Origin of the sequence: Cellulomonas fimi (genome assembly GCF_028583725.1) — a bacterium.
Taxonomy (GTDB): domain Bacteria; phylum Actinomycetota; class Actinomycetes; order Actinomycetales; family Cellulomonadaceae; genus Cellulomonas; species Cellulomonas fimi_B.
Genome location: NZ_CP110680.1, coordinates 3,746,482 through 3,761,079, shown reverse-complemented (window position 1 = coordinate 3,761,079; position 14,598 = coordinate 3,746,482). Strand labels below are relative to the sequence as shown.

Here is a 14,598-nt window from a genome sequence, read left to right as displayed (position 1 = left end):
GTCACACCATCACCACGGGCGTGATCGCGCCGGCGCCCTCGCGCTGGAGCGTGAACGCGGCCGAGTAGGCGCCACGGCTGACGCGGTGCACGACCTGCTGCACGTACCAGAGCCCGTCGCCCGCCCACCCGGCGCCGCGCATCCCGACGAGCGTGCGGGGCCGCAGCACCGTGCCGTACGCGCCGCCGTCGAGCGTGCCGGTGGCCGTGACCGCGTCGACGCTCTCGTCGAGCACGCCCTGCGCGCGCGCGAACGCGGCGGCCGCGCTGATGCCCGTGCCGCGGAACTGCCGCGACCGCAGCGCGTCCTGGTGCTCGGCCCACACCGGGACCGCCGACAGCGGGGGTCGCGTCGGCACGACGGTGCGGACGGGGAGCGTCTGACCCGTGCGCGCGTCCTGGACCTGCCCCTCGACGTTCTCGGGCCGCAGCACGTCCGTCGTGAACGACACCTGTCCCTGCACGTTCGTCGCGGGCCCGAGGTCCACGGAGATCGCCGGCTGCGGGACGCCCGCGCGCACCGCCGGGCCCCAGTACAGGGTGCTGAGCCCCCGCACCGGCCCGGGCACGAAGTAGCAGACGTAGCCGTGCCGCGCGGCGAGGTTCGTGAGGTGCCGCCAGTCGGTCACCTGCTGCGTCGGCGTCCGCTCGATCGGCAGCGGGACGTCCATCACGGGCGGCGGCAGGACCTGCGGGACGATGCCGTGCGGTGCGTACGTCCCGGCGATCGCGAGCACCTGCAGCGAGTCCTCCAGCGCGACGTGCTCGGTCGACACCTCGTGCCGGTCGAGCAGCACCGACAGGTCACGTCCGGTCAGCGTGAGCTCGGCCCGCTGGTCGCCGCCGCCCGGGACGAGCGTCGTCTCGGTGACGATCCCGTCGACCAGCACCTGCGGCAGCACTCCGGTCGTGAGCTCGACGACCACGCGTGCGTTGGCGCGCAGCGGCGACGTCGTGAGCACGGGGGAGTCGAGCGCGGCCGTCGGCCCCGACCGGCCCGCGTCGAGCACGATGCTGAACACGCTCGGCCGCGCGTCCGACTCGGTGACCTGCACCGACCGGACGCGCAGCGCGACGTCCGGCGGCAGCGGGAGCGGCACCGTCGGGCCGGCCGAGAGGGCCATGTGGACCCCGAGCAGGCTCACGGCGTCGCCCCCGGCAGCGGGACGACGACCTCGGTCCCGACGGCCTCCGCGTCGACGAGCGCGTCCGGGTCGAGCGCGTCGTTCGCGTCGCACACCCGCCAGAACCCGAGCGCGTCGCCCGTGTAGCGGTGGCTCAGCAGGTCGAGGCGGTCGCCCGGCACGACGAGGTGCACCGCGAGCGTCGCCTGGCCCGCCGGGTCGGGCGGGAAGCGGCGGACCAGGTAACGCACCTGCCGGCGCGCGCCCGTGGTGGTCGTGACCTCGAGGACCGTCGTCGCGACGGGGTCGTAGCGCCCCACGTCAGCCCCCCACCGAGACGGAGACGCCCGCGGACCCGGTGAGCGCGCCCGCGACGTTCGCGACGCCCGCGATGCTCGCCTTGACCTCCTGCTGGACCTGGTGGACGAGCGACATCGCGAAGCCCACGTCGGTCGGCGGCAGGTCGTCGTACGTGAGCACCGTGAGCGCGAGGTCGACGGACGCGCGGATCGGGTTGAGCAGCAGGTCGAACGCCTGCTCGCGGATGCTGAGCGAGTCCACCTTGACGGGCACGACGCGCCCCGGACCCCACACGAGCACCGCGAGCGGCCCGCTGGGCGGGAGCACCTCGATGACGCCTGCCGCGGTCAGCGCGGTGCGCGTGATGACCTGCACGGTCGTCGGGTAGAGCTGCATCTCCAGCACCGCGAGCCGGCCCGAGACGCCCATCGTCTGCGTCAGCACGTCGCCCGTCTCGAGGCCGTCCGTCGCGTCGAGCTCGACCGTCATCTGGATCGTCTCGACGGCCGCGCCCCACACGCGCAGCGCGTCCGACGCGGACTCGCCGCCCGACGACGGCCGACGCGGCTTGAGCTCGCGGCGCACCTCGTCTGGGTTGTACTGGAACACCGCGAGACGCGCGAGCGGCGCGGTCGGGTCGACGGCGACCAGCGCGCCCGCCATCACGCGCGGCGTGCCCGGGAAGCTGCTCATGCGGCGATCGTCGTGGGGCGTCGTCACGCCCCTGTCACGCCCCCGTCACGGGCGTGGCGGACGGGCCGGGCGCACCGCCCGGTCCGGTCGTCGGATGTATCTGCCGCCGGGGGCGCGACCTCCTTCCTGGGCGTGGCACGGGCCGGATGCACCGGTCCTGCGGTGGTCGCCTACGGGGCGTGCGGGGCCCCGTGAGGGGGTTGCGACGTGTCCCACCGTCCAGAGGCACGGGCGGCGTCGACGACGGGGTCGGGCGCGCGCTCGTCGCCACCGACGCCCGAGGTGTCGATCCGGCTGCTCGGCGCGTTCACCATGGACGTCGACGGCGACCCGGTGGCCCTGCCGGCCGGGACGCAGCGGCTGGTCGCGATGCTCGCGCTGCGGGGCCGCACGGGCCGCTCCCGCCTCGCGGGGCTGCTGTGGCCGGACACCGAGGAGCGCCGCGCGCTCGCGAGCCTGCGCACGGGGATCTGGCGCGTCAACCAGGCCGCGCCGGGCCTCGTCGTCGCGGCGCACGGCGCCGTCGAGCTCGGCCTCGCGCCGGTCGTCGACGTCCAGCGGCTCATCGACCGGTCGCACGCGCTGCTGCGCGACGAGCCCGACGACGAGGGCCTCCTGCCCGAGGACCCGGGCGAGGGCGAGCTGCTCCCCGACTGGGAGGACTGCTGGCTCGACGCCGAGCGCGAGCGCCTGCACCAGCTCCGGCTGCACGTGCTCGAGGCGACCGCGCGGTGGCTGTCCGACCGCGGCCGGTACGGGCTGGCCCTGGAGTTCGCGCTCGCCGCGCTGCGCGCCGACGAGCTGCGCGAGAGCGCGCACCGGGCCGTCGTCGGGATCCATCTCGCCGAGGGCAACGTCGTCGAGGCGCGGCGGGCCTACGACGCGTGCTGCCGCACGCTGCACGACGAGCTCGGCATCGAGCCGTCGGCGTCGCTCACGGCGCTCATCACCCGGGCGCCGGGCGCGGCCGTCGCGCTGCACGTCGTCGCGCTCGCGCCGGAGCGGCACCCGGTCTCGGCGACCGCGCGTTCGTGAGCGCCGCGTCGGCTACTGGCGGTAGGACGACAGGAAGTTGCCGATCCGCTCGACCGCCTCGGCCAGCACGCGCGCCTCGGGCAGCGTCACGACGCGGAGGTGGTCGGGGGTCGGCCAGTTGAAGCCGGTGCCCTGCACCAGCAGGATGTGCTCGCTCACCAGCAGGTCGTGCACGAGGCGCGCGTCGTCGTGGATCTCGTGCACCTCGGGGTCGAGGCGCGGGAAGAGGTAGAGCGCGCCGTCGGGTCGCACGCACGTGACGCCCGGGATCGACGTGAGCCCACGCCACGCGACCTCGCGCTGCTCGTGCAGCCGCCCGCCGGGCGCGATGAGCCCCTCGATCGACTGGACCCCGCCGAGCGCGGCCTGCACCGCGTGCTGCGCGGGCACGTTGGGGCACAGCCGCGTCGACGCGAGCAGCTCGATGCCCTCCAGGAACCCCGCCGCGTGGTCGCGCGGACCCGTCACCACGAGCCAGCCGGAGCGGTAGCCCGCGACGCGGTACGTCTTCGACAGCCCGTTGAACGTGAGCGTGAGCAGGTCGGGCGCGACCGCGGCCATCGGTGTGTGGACCGCGCCGTCGAACAGGATCCGGTCGTAGATCTCGTCGGACAGCACCAGCAGCGAGTGCCGGCGCGCGATGTCCGCGATCGCCTCCAGCGTCTCGCGCGAGTACACCGCGCCCGTCGGGTTGTTCGGGTTGATGACGACGATCGCCTTGGTGCGCGGGCCGACGAGCGACTCGAGGTGCTCCAGGTCCGGCTGCCAGCCGTTCGACTCGTCGCACCGGTAGTGCACCGGCACGCCGTCCGACAGCGACGTCATCGCGGTCCACAGCGGGTAGTCCGGCGACGGGATGAGCACCTCGTCGCCCTCGTCGAGCAGCGCCTGCATGACCATCGTGATGAGCTCGGACACGCCGTTGCCGAGGAACACGTCGTCGACGTCGATCTGCGGGAAGCCGGGCTCGGTCTCGTACCGGGTGACGATCGCGCGGCGCGCCGACAGGATGCCGCGCGAGTCGGTGTAGCCGTGCGCGTTCGGGATGGACGCGATGACGTCGCGCACGATCTGGTGCGGCGCCTCGAACCCGAACGCCGCCGGGTTGCCGGTGTTGAGCCGCAGGATCGTGTGCCCCTCGGCCTCGAGCCGCGCGACCTCGTCGAGCGCCGCCCCACGGATCTCGTACAGGACGTTCTTCAGCTTCGAGGACTGGTCGAGCGGACGCAGGTGCGGCATGTCGGGAGCGTACGCCGGACGTGACCGCGCTCGACGGGCCGACCGTCGTGGCCGAACCGGGACCTGGGCGAAACAGACCGTTCACGCGGGCGGGGGGCTGGCGGAAACATCCCGTCCCTAGCGTCTGCGGGCATGGGCACAGGGATGTATACACCTCGGGACACAGCGCGGTGCCTGCGGCTGTCCTCGTGCCTCGTCCGGTTCGTCCGTGAGCTCGTCCCCAGCGAAAGGCACGTCCGTTGACCAGACTCCTCACCACCCGCGCGCTCGCCGCTCCGGCCGCCGTCGCGCTCGTCCTGGCCCTCGGGGCCTGCGGCTCCCGGACCGACGCAGGCTCCTCCGGCGACTCCAGCGCGTCGGGCTCCGCGTCGTGCGTCGACACCTCCGGCGACTCGATCAAGATCGGCTTCCTCAACTCGCTGTCGGGCACGATGGCGATCTCCGAGCAGACCGTGCGTGACGCGCTCGACCTCGCGGCGGAGGAGATCAACGCCGGCGGCGGCGTGCTCGGCAAGCAGCTCGAGGTCGTCGGCGAGGACGGCGCGTCCGAGCCCACGGTCTTCGCGGAGAAGGCCGAGAAGCTCATCAAGTCCGACTGCGTCGCGGCCGTCTTCGGCGGGTGGACGTCGTCGTCGCGCAAGGCGATGCTCCCGGTCTTCGAGAGCAACGACGCGCTGCTGTTCTACCCGGTCCAGTACGAGGGCCTGGAGGCGTCGCCGAACATCTTCTACACGGGCGCGACGACCAACCAGCAGATCCTCCCCGGGGTCGAGTACCTCAAGGAGCAGGGCAAGACGAAGCTCTTCCTCGTCGGGTCGGACTACGTGTTCCCGCGCACGGCCAACAAGGAGATCGTCGCCTGGGCCGAGGCGAACGGCGTCGAGATCGTCGGCGAGGAGTACGCGCCGCTCGGCCACACCGACTTCGCGACGATCGTCACCAAGCTCAAGGGCTCGGGCGCCGACGCGGTGTTCAACACCCTCAACGGCGACTCCAACGTCGCGTTCTTCAAGGAGTACAAGAACGTCGGCCTCACCGCCGACGCGCTGCCCGTCGTCTCCGTGTCGATCGCGGAGGAGGAGGTCGGCGGCATCGGCATCGAGAACATCGAGGGCCAGCTCACCGCGTGGAACTACTACCAGACGGTCGACAGCCCCGAGAACGCCGACTTCGTGGCCGCGTTCAAGGCCAAGTACGGCGACGACCGCGTGACGAGCGACCCGATGGAGGCCGCGTACACGTCGCTCTACCTGTGGAAGGGCATGGTCGAGAAGGCCGAGTCCTTCGATGTCGCGGACATCCAGGAGGCGGCCGACGGGGTGTCGTTCGACGCCCCCGAGGGCACCGTCACCGTGAACGGCGACAACCACCACATCGCCAAGACCGCGCTCATCGGGAAGATCGGCCCCGACGGCCTCATCTACACCGAGTGGTCGTCCGACGGCCCGATCGAGCCGGACCCGTTCCTCGAGGGCTACGAGTGGGCCGAGGACCTGTCCTGACCCGCTGACCGGTGGTGCCCCGGCGCGACGCACGCGCGTCGGGGCGCCACCGCCCCTCGTCCCCGGACCACACGAAAGGACGGGCCGCGCATGGACGCCCTCGTCTCCCAGCTCTTCGCCGGGCTCAGCCTCGGGTCGGTGCTGCTGCTCGCGGCGCTCGGGCTCGCGCTGACGTTCGGTCAGATGGGCGTCATCAACATGGCGCACGGCGAGTTCATGATGGCGGGCGCGTACACCGCGTTCGTCGTGCAGGGCGTGATCGCCGACGCGGGCGTCTCGCTGCTCGTGTCGCTCGTGATCGGGTTCCTCGTCGGCGGGCTGCTCGGCCTGCTGCTCGAGGTCGCGCTCATCTCCCGCATGTACAAGCGGCCGCTTGACACCCTGCTCGTGACGTTCGGCGTCGCGCTCGTGCTCCAGCAGGCCGCGCGGGACGTCTTCGGGGCGCCGAACGTCGACGTGCGGGCGCCGTCCTGGCTGTCGGGCGCGGTCGAGATCCTGGGGGTGGGCATCCCGAGGACCCGCCTGTTCATCCTCGCGCTCGCGGTCCTCGCGGTCGTCGCGCTGTCGCTCGCGCTGCGGTTCACGCCGCTCGGCCGCCGCATCCGCGCCACGGTGCAGAACCGGGACCTCGCGGAGACGTCGGGCATCTCGACCCGGGCGACGGACCGGCTCACGTTCTTCCTCGGGTCCGGCGTCGCCGGGGTCGCGGGCGTCGCGCTCACGCTGCTCGGGTCGATCGGCCCGACGCTCGGCACCAACTACATCGTCGACGCGTTCCTCGTCGTGGTCGTCGGCGGGATCGGCCAGCTCAAGGGCGCGGTCATCGCGGCCGTCGGGCTCGGGCTGCTGCAGGCCGGCATCGAGTACTCGACCACCGCGTCGCTCGCCAAGGTGCTCGTCTTCGTCATCATCGTCGCGTTCCTGCAGGTCAGGCCGCAGGGCCTGGTCTCCGTGCGGACCCGGAGCCTCGCATGAGCGCCCGGCTCGGTCCGCGCGCCCGCGTCTGGGGCGGGTTCCTGCTCGCCGCCGCGCTGCTGCTCGGCGTCGCACCCGCCGTCCTGTCGGACTTCCGGCTCAACCTGCTCGGCAAGTTCCTGTGCCTCGCGATGGTCGCCGTCGGCATCGGCCTCGCGTGGGGCCGCGGCGGGATGCTCACGCTCGGGCAGGGCGTGTTCTTCGGGCTCGGCGGCTACCTCATGGCGATGCACCTCAAGCTCGCCGACGCCGGCCCGGGCGGCGTGCCCGACTTCATGCTGCTCTACGGCGACGGGACCGTGCCCGGGTGGTGGGAGCCGTTCCGGTCGCCGGTCGTCACGATCCTGGCGATCCTGCTGCTCCCGGCCGGTCTCGCGGCGCTCCTGGGGCTCGCGGTGTTCAAGCGGCGCGTCCGCGGTGCCTACTTCGCGATCCTGTCCCAGGCGCTCGCCGCCGCGTTCGCGATCCTGCTGATCGGCCAGCAGAAGGTCACCGGCGGCACCAACGGCCTCAACGGGTTCCAGGGCTTCTTCGGCTACGACCTGTCCGACCCCGTGAACAAGCGGATGCTCTACTACATCGCCGCCGTCGTGCTGCTGCTCATGGTCGCCGCCGTCCGGCTGCTCATGCGATCCCGCTACGGCGAGCTGCTCGTCGCCGTCCGCGACCAGGAGAACCGCGTCCGGTTCCTCGGCTACGACCCCGCGCTCGTCAAGGTCGTCGCCTACACCGTCGCCGCCGCGTTCGCCGCGATCGGCGGGGCGCTGTTCACGCCCATCGTCGGGATCATCTCGCCCGCCGACGTCGGCGTCGTGCCGTCCATCGCGTTCCTCGTCGGCGTCGCCATCGGCGGTCGGGCCACGCTGCTGGGACCGGTCCTCGGTGCGATCGGCGTCTCGTGGGCCGAGACGAGCCTGTCCGAGTCGTTCCCGTCGTTCTGGACCTACTTCCAGGGTGCGCTGTTCATCGTCGTCGTCGCGTTCCTGCCGAACGGGCTGGCCTCGCTGGGCCAGGTCTGGCGGCGTCGCCGCGGCGGGTCCGGGGCCGGCTCGGGCGACAGCGGCGACGACGGGGGTGACCCGGTGCTGCGGGACGCGCCGCGCAACGACGACCAGGAGTCCGGGGTCCACGACCCCGCCGTCAGCGGGAGGACCGCATGAGCCCCGAGCGTCACGACGCCGCGCCGCCGACGCACACGCGCGGCTCCGACCCGGCCGACGCGGTCCCGGTCGACGGCACCACCGGGCTCGACACCGAGGCGCTCGAGGCCGTCATCGCCGCGCCCGGCGAGCGGTTCCGGCACGACTACCTCGAGGTCCGCGACCTGCGGGTCGTGTTCGACGGGTTCGTCGCCGTCGACGGCATCGACCTCACGGTCACGCAGGGCGACCTGCGGTTCCTCATCGGCCCCAACGGCGCGGGGAAGACGACCGTCGTCGACGCCCTCACCGGACTCGCACCCGCGACCGGGTCGGCGCGGTTCGGCGGCGTCGAGCTCGTCGGGCGTGCCTCGCACCGCACCGCCCGGGCGGGCGTCGGCCGGACCTTCCAGACCGCGTCCGTGTTCGACGAGCTCACCGTGCTCCAGAACCTCGACATCGCCGCGGGCGCGTCGCGTCGCCCGTGGTCGATGCTGCGCCGCCGGACCGACGTGCCCGAGCACGTCGAGGCCGCGCTCGACACCGTGGGGCTCGGGCACGTGCGGGACGTGCCCGCCGGGGTGCTCGCGCACGGCCAGAAGCAGTGGCTCGAGATCGGCATGCTGCTCGTCCAGGACGCACGACTGCTGCTCCTCGACGAGCCCGTCGCCGGCATGTCCCAGTCCGAGCGCGAGCAGACCGGCCGGCTCCTGCAGCGCATCGGCGAGCAGCGGACCGTGGTCGTCGTCGAGCACGACATGGAGTTCCTGCGGGCGTTCGCGTCGTCCGTGACCGTCCTGCACCAGGGGTCGGTGCTGTCCGAGGGGTCCGTCGCGCAGGTGCAGGCCGACCCGAAGGTCGTCGAGGTGTACCTGGGCCGGGACGCGGGCGCTCGCGCGCCGGCGTCGGCGTCGTCGAAGGAGGTGTCGTGATGCTGGAGCTCACCGGGGTGCACGTCGGGTACGGGCGCACGTCCGTCGTCCACGGCGTCGACGTGTCCGTCGCCGACGGCGGCGTGACCGCCGTGCTCGGCCACAACGGCGCCGGGAAGACGACCCTGCTGCGCGCCGCCGTCGGGCTGCTGCCGGTCCGGTCGGGTCGCGTCACGCTCGACGGCGACGACGTCACGCGCCTGCGCCCGCACCAGCGGGTCCGCCGCGGCCTCGCGTACGTGCCGCAGGGTCAGCAGTCCTTCGGGCAGCTCACCGCGCGCGAGAACCTCCAGCTCGTCGCCGACGGCGCCGGGTCGGCCGGGGCGTCCCGGGTCGACGACGCGCTCGACCTGTTCCCGGCGCTGCGCGGGCTGCTCTCCCGCCGTGCCGGGCTGCTGTCGGGCGGTCAGCGGCAGCAGCTCGCGATCGCGCGGGCGCTCGTCACCGGTCCGCGCGTCCTCGTCCTCGACGAGCCGACCGAGGGCATCCAGCCGTCCGTCGTGCAGGAGATCGAGGACGCCGTCGCGACGCTCACCGCGCAGCGCGGGCTCACCGTCCTGCTCGTCGAGCAGCACGTCGGCTTCGCGCTCGCCGCCTCCCAGCGGTACTACGTGCTCGAGTCCGGCCGCGTCACGAGCACCGGGTCCGGCGGGGCTGAGCAGGAGGCCGACGTGCGGGCGGCGATGGCCCTGTGACCGTCGGCGGGGACATGACGGCGGCAACGCGTGCTCGGGTCGGGGCCGGCACGACGACGGCGGCGCGTCCGAGGGCCGGCGACGGCAGGTCGGCGGTGCGGGTCGCGGTCCTCGCCCGTGCCACGTCGGCGGCGAGGACCGTGGCCGGCGGGGGAACGTCGCGGCCAGGACGCGGCGAGGGGGAGGACTAGGCTCCGTGAGCATGAGCACCGGCCTGACCGGCCCGTCCACGGCCGTCGACCCGGCCGCCGGCGCGGGTCCCGCCCCGGGTGGAGGGACGTCCGACGAGGCCGCCGCCGAGGCCCGGTCGCTGCGCGAGGTCGTCTACCACCGGCTGCGCGACGACATCCTCAACGGCCGCATCTCCCCGCGCGAGCGGCTCACCGAGCCCAAGCTCGGCAAGGCGTTCGACGTGTCCCGCACGCCCGTGCGCGAGGCGCTGTCCCGGCTGCTGTCCGACGGGCTCGTCGAGCGCACCGACTACGGGTACGCGGTCGTCGTCCCGAGCCTGGAGGACCTGCGCAACCTCTACGAGCTGCGCATCACGCTCGAGCTGCGCGGCATCGCGCGCGCCATCGAGAACCCGTCGGTCCGGCACGACGAGGCGATCCTCCGTGAGGAGCTGGGTCGCTGGTACGCCTTGCGCGACGCCCCGCCCGACCCGGACCCGTCGTTCGTGCTGCTCGACGAGCGGTTCCACCAGGCGCTGTCGCGGTCGTCGGGGAACGCGCAGCTCACCGACGCGCTCGTCACCGTCAACCAGAAGATCCGGGCCGTGCGGATGCACGACTTCGTCGAGACCGGCCGGATCGCGCTCACCATCGACGAGCACATCGAGATCGTCGAGCTCGTCCTGGAGCGCCGCCTCCCCGAGGCGCTCACCGCGCTGCACAAGCACGTCGGTGAGTCCCTCGAGGTCGTCATGGAGCGCGCCACCAGCGCCATGACCCGCATGGCCCTCGCGGGCTGACCCCGCGACCTGTCGCCCACCCAGCGACGCCTCCCGCGCCCTCGCGGTGGTCCGCCGGTCGCCCGCCCCCGCCCCGCCGACCCGGGGCCTGTGACCGGTTCCGGCGCCGGCGCGGTCACCAGGCCCGGGTCGTCGCGTCGCTCGCGAGTGGGGGAGGCTGCGGCGGGTCGTAACGCGACGTTTACGCGGGGCGGTGGGGTGGGAAACAACCGGTTCGTAGCGTGCGGGATACCGGGGTGTATACACACCCGCCGATCGTGATCCGCCGCCGTCGGGGCCGCGGGTGCGGCCGGTCCGACGACCGCACCGGGGGGACGCCGTGTTCGACACCCTGCTCGTCGCCAACCGTGGCGAGATCGCCGTCCGCATCCTGCGCAGCGCGCGCGACCTCGGCCTGCGGACGGTCGCGGTCTACTCCGACGCCGACGCGGCCGTCCCGCACGTCCGGCTCGCCGACGAGGCCGTCCGGCTCGGTCCGGGGCCGGCCGCCGAGAGCTACCTGCGCACCGAGCTCGTCCTGCACGCCGCCGCCGAGACCGGTGCGGGCGCGATCCACCCCGGCTACGGGTTCCTGTCCGAGAACGCGGCGTTCGCCGCGCAGGTCGAGGCCGCCGGGCTCGCGTTCGTGGGGCCGACGCCGGCCCACCTGTCGGTGTTCGGCGACAAGCACGAGGCGCGCGAGGCCGCCCGCGCCGCGGGCGTGCCGCTGGTCGCCGGCTCGGGCCTCCTGGAGAGCGTGGCCGACGCGCTGGCCGCCGCCGAGGTCGTCGGCTACCCGGTGATGGTCAAGGCGGTCGGGGGCGGCGGCGGGATCGGCATGCAGGCGTGCGCCGACCCCGGCGAGCTCGTCGCGGCGTTCGACCGCGTGCAGCGGATCGCCGCCGCGTCGTTCGGGTCCGCCGGGGTGTTCCTCGAGCGGTACGTCGCCCACGCACGGCACCTCGAGGTGCAGGTCTTCGGGGACGGCGCGGGTCGCGTCGTGAGCCTCGGCGACCGCGACTGCTCGCTGCAGCGCCGCCACCAGAAGGTCGTCGAGGAGGCCCCCGCACCCGCGCTGCCGTCCTCCGTCCGCGCGGAGCTGCACGCGTCGGCGCGTGCGCTCACCGCGTCCGTCGCGTACCGGTCCGCCGGGACCGTCGAGTACGTGTACGACGTCGACCGCGGCGAGGTGTCGTTCCTCGAGGTCAACACGCGCCTGCAGGTCGAGCACCCCGTGACCGAGGCCGTCACGGGCGTCGACCTCGTCGCGTGGATGATCCGCCTCGCGCAGGGCGACGCGTCGTTCCTCGACGAGGTCCCCGACGCCGGCCCGGCGATCCGCGGCCACGCGATCGAGGCGCGCGTCTACGCCGAGGACCCCCGCAAGGACCATCAGCCGAGCGCCGGCCTGCTCACCGAGGTCGTCTACCCCGACCCGTCGACGGGGGTGCGCGTCGACGCGTGGGCCGAGACCGGGCAGGAGGTCACGACGCTCTACGACCCGATGCTCGCCAAGGTGATCGTGCACGCCGACGACCGCGACGCCGCGCTCGACGCGTGCGCCGCCGCGCTCGCGGACACGCGCATGTCGGGCCTCCAGACGAACCTGCCGCTGCTGCGCGCCGCCGTCGCCGACCCGGCGGTGCGCGCCGCGACGCACACGACGGGCACGCTCGGCGGGGTCGTCGACGACGAGCCGCACGTCGCGGTCGAGCGGCCCGGCGTCATGACGACCGTGCAGGACTGGCCCGGACGGCTCGGGCACTGGGACGTCGGCATCTCGCCGTCCGGACCGATGGACGACCTGTCGTTCCGGCTCGGCAACCGCGCGCTCGGCAACCCCGAGGGCGTGCCCGGCCTGGAGTGCACGCTCACCGGCCCGCGCCTGCGGTTCAGTCACGAGGCGGTCGTCTGCGTGACCGGCGCCGACGCGCCCGTGACGGTCGACGGCGAGCCCGTGCCGCAGTGGGAACCCGTCGTCGTGCCGGCGGGGTCGGTGCTCGATGTCGGCGCACCCTCCGGTGCGGGCCTGCGCACCTACGTGCTCGTGCGCGGCGGGCTCGACGTACCGCTCTACCTCGGGTCCGCGTCGACGTTCTCGCTCGGCGGGTTCGGCGGGTACACCGGCCGCGCGCTCGCGCTCGGCGACACCCTCGTCCCGGCCGTGGTCCCGTCCGACGCGCCGCCCGTCGCGCCCGTGCCCGTCGAGGACCGGCCGCAGCTCGTGCACGCGTGGGAGGTCGCCGTCCAGGAAGGGCCGCAGCCCGCGCCGACGTACTTCACGCCCGACGACATGCGGATGCTGTACGACGCGACGTGGCAGGTGCAGACGCACGCCAACCGCACCGGCATCCGCCTCACCGGACCCAAGCCGCAGTGGGCGCGGCCCGACGGCGGCGAGGCCGGACTCCACCCGTCGAACCTGCACGACAACCCGTACTCCGTCGGTGCGCTCAACGTCTCGGGCGACACCCCGATCCTGCTCGGCCCCGACGGGCCCAGCCTCGGCGGGTTCGCGTGCCCCGTGACCGTCGTCGCCGGGCACCGCTGGAAGATGGGCCAGATCCGCCCGGGCGACACCGTCCGACTCGTGCCCGTCCCCGAGGCGACCGCCGACGCGCTGCGCGGGTCCGACGCCCTGCGTGCCGCCGCCACCGTCCCGTCCGCGCTCGCGACCGGGCCCGACGGCGACGACGGCGTGCTCGCGCGTGTCCCCGGCGACCCGGACGACCCGCTCGGCACCCCCGACGTCGTCTACCTGCGCGGCGGCGACGACAACGTGCTCGTCGAGTACGGGCCGATGGTGCTCGACCTCGGCCTCCGCATGCGCGTCCACGCGCTCGGCGAGGCGCTGCGCGCACGCGACCTGTCCGGCATCGTCGACATCACGCCGGGCGTGCGGTCGCTGCACGTGCACGTCGACCCCGACGCCCTGTCCGTCCGCGCCCTCGTCGCGGTGCTCGTCGAGCTCGAGGCCACGCTGCCCGCGACCGCGGACCTCGTCGTCCCCAGCCGCCGCATCCACCTGCCGCTGTCGTTCGACGACCCCGTGATCGCCGACGCCGTGCACCGCTACCAGGCCGGCGTCCGGCCCGACGCGCCGTGGCTGCCGTCGAACATCGAGTTCGTCCGCCGCATCAACGGGCTGCCGTCGACGGACGACGTCTTCGCCACCATGACCAGCGCCGAGTACCTGGTCCTCGGGCTCGGCGACGTCTACCTCGGCGCCCCGCTGGCCGTGCCGCTCGACCCCCGCCACCGCCTCATGACGACCAAGTACAACCCGGCCCGCACGTGGACCGCCGCCGACACCGTCGGGCTCGGCGGGCAGTACCTGTGCGTCTACGGCATGGACTCGCCCGGCGGCTACCAGCTCGTCGGGCGGACCGTGCCCATCTGGTCCGGCCACCGTCAGCGCGGCGTGTTCGAGCCCGGCAAGCCCTGGCTGCTGCGGTTCTTCGACCGCGTCGTCTGGCACCCCGTCGGCGCCGCGGAGCTCCTCGAGCAGCGGGCCGCGTTCGCCGCCGGACGCCTCGACGTCGAGGTCGAGCACGGCACGTTCTCCTACCGCGAGCACCTCGACCTGCTCGCCGCGCACGCCGACGACATCGCGACGTTCCAGTCCCGGCAGGCCGCCGCGTTCGCCGACGAGCGTGCCGCGTGGGCCGCCGCCGGAGAGCTCGACGCGCACGACGAGCCGGCACCCGACGCGGGTCCGGCCGGTGCGGGCCTCGCCGGTGCCGCGCAGATCGAGCTCGCCGACGGGCACGTGCTCGTCGAGGCGCCGATGGTCGGCAGCGTGTGGCGCGTCGAGGCCGCGTCGGGCAGCCAGGTCCGCGAGGGCGACCTGCTCGTCGCGCTCGAGGCCATGAAGCTCGAGCTCGGTGTCGTCGCACCCGCGGACGGGCGGGTCCTGGAGGTCCTGGTCGCACCCGGTCAGCAGGTCGCGCCCGGCGCGCCCCTCGCGATCCTCGCGGTGGGCCCGTGACGCGGAGCCGTGCGGCCGCCCGCGACGT

At 74.0% G+C, this 14,598-nt stretch carries 12 protein-coding genes; 8 read left to right on the top strand and 4 right to left on the bottom strand.

The features are described from left to right. Position 1: 1 nt before the first annotated feature. Genes OOT42_RS16920 through OOT42_RS16910 form a run of 3 tightly spaced genes read right to left on the bottom strand, consistent with a single transcriptional unit; the run spans position 2 to position 2,116 of the window. Positions 2–1,144 carry a hypothetical protein gene (locus tag OOT42_RS16920; RefSeq protein ID WP_273652318.1) on the bottom strand — a complete coding sequence of 381 codons (1,143 nt, stop codon included), beginning with the start codon at positions 1,142–1,144 and terminating at the stop codon, positions 2–4. Then, complete coding sequence (locus OOT42_RS16915) at positions 1,141–1,443, bottom strand: hypothetical protein (protein WP_273652317.1); 303 nt, start codon at positions 1,441–1,443, stop codon at positions 1,141–1,143. The genes OOT42_RS16920 and OOT42_RS16915 overlap by 4 nt, the downstream gene beginning before the upstream one ends. Before the next feature lies 1 nt (position 1,444). Continuing rightward, a complete protein-coding gene (locus tag OOT42_RS16910; protein ID WP_273652316.1) occupies positions 1,445–2,116 on the bottom strand; it encodes a hypothetical protein in 672 nt (223 codons plus the stop codon). Between the two features lie 207 nt (positions 2,117–2,323). On the opposite strand from OOT42_RS16910, the gene OOT42_RS16905 reads away from it, so the two are divergent. After that, complete coding sequence (locus OOT42_RS16905; protein ID WP_273652315.1) at positions 2,324–3,151, top strand: AfsR/SARP family transcriptional regulator; 828 nt, start codon at positions 2,324–2,326, stop codon at positions 3,149–3,151. Between the two features lie 12 nt (positions 3,152–3,163). Here OOT42_RS16905 and OOT42_RS16900 read toward each other — a convergent pair whose 3' ends face one another. Next, positions 3,164–4,390, bottom strand: a complete 1,227-nt coding sequence (locus OOT42_RS16900) for a pyridoxal phosphate-dependent aminotransferase (RefSeq protein WP_273652314.1) — start codon at positions 4,388–4,390, stop codon at positions 3,164–3,166. A 239-nt stretch (positions 4,391–4,629) separates the two neighbouring features. Here OOT42_RS16900 and urtA point away from each other — a divergent pair, with 239 nt between their 5' ends. The 7 genes from urtA (at position 4,630) to uca (ending at position 14,570) form a co-directional block, all read left to right on the top strand. Beyond that, positions 4,630–5,892 (top strand): urea ABC transporter substrate-binding protein, encoded by a 1,263-nt coding sequence (gene urtA / locus OOT42_RS16895; RefSeq protein WP_273652313.1) that lies wholly within the window; start codon positions 4,630–4,632, stop codon positions 5,890–5,892. A 90-nt stretch (positions 5,893–5,982) separates the two neighbouring features. Beyond that, a complete protein-coding gene (gene urtB, locus OOT42_RS16890; protein WP_273652312.1) occupies positions 5,983–6,867 on the top strand; it encodes an urea ABC transporter permease subunit UrtB in 885 nt (294 codons plus the stop codon). Continuing rightward, a complete protein-coding gene (gene urtC / locus OOT42_RS16885; protein WP_273652311.1) occupies positions 6,864–8,027 on the top strand; it encodes an urea ABC transporter permease subunit UrtC in 1,164 nt (387 codons plus the stop codon). Before urtB ends, urtC begins: the two co-directional genes overlap by 4 nt. Continuing rightward, positions 8,024–8,938, top strand: coding sequence for an urea ABC transporter ATP-binding protein UrtD (urtD, locus tag OOT42_RS16880; protein ID WP_273652310.1), 915 nt, complete (start codon positions 8,024–8,026; stop codon positions 8,936–8,938). The genes urtC and urtD overlap by 4 nt, the downstream gene beginning before the upstream one ends. After that, positions 8,938–9,633, top strand: a complete 696-nt coding sequence (urtE, locus tag OOT42_RS16875) for an urea ABC transporter ATP-binding subunit UrtE (protein ID WP_273652309.1) — start codon at positions 8,938–8,940, stop codon at positions 9,631–9,633. Before urtD ends, urtE begins: the two co-directional genes overlap by 1 nt. A 202-nt stretch (positions 9,634–9,835) precedes the next feature. After that, a complete protein-coding gene (locus tag OOT42_RS16870; RefSeq protein ID WP_273652308.1) occupies positions 9,836–10,603 on the top strand; it encodes a GntR family transcriptional regulator in 768 nt (255 codons plus the stop codon). 319 nt (positions 10,604–10,922) lie between these two features. Continuing rightward, on the top strand, positions 10,923–14,570 hold the full coding sequence (gene uca, locus OOT42_RS16865; RefSeq protein ID WP_273652307.1) for an urea carboxylase: 3,648 nt from the start codon (positions 10,923–10,925) through the stop codon (positions 14,568–14,570). Positions 14,571–14,598 lie beyond the last annotated feature (28 nt).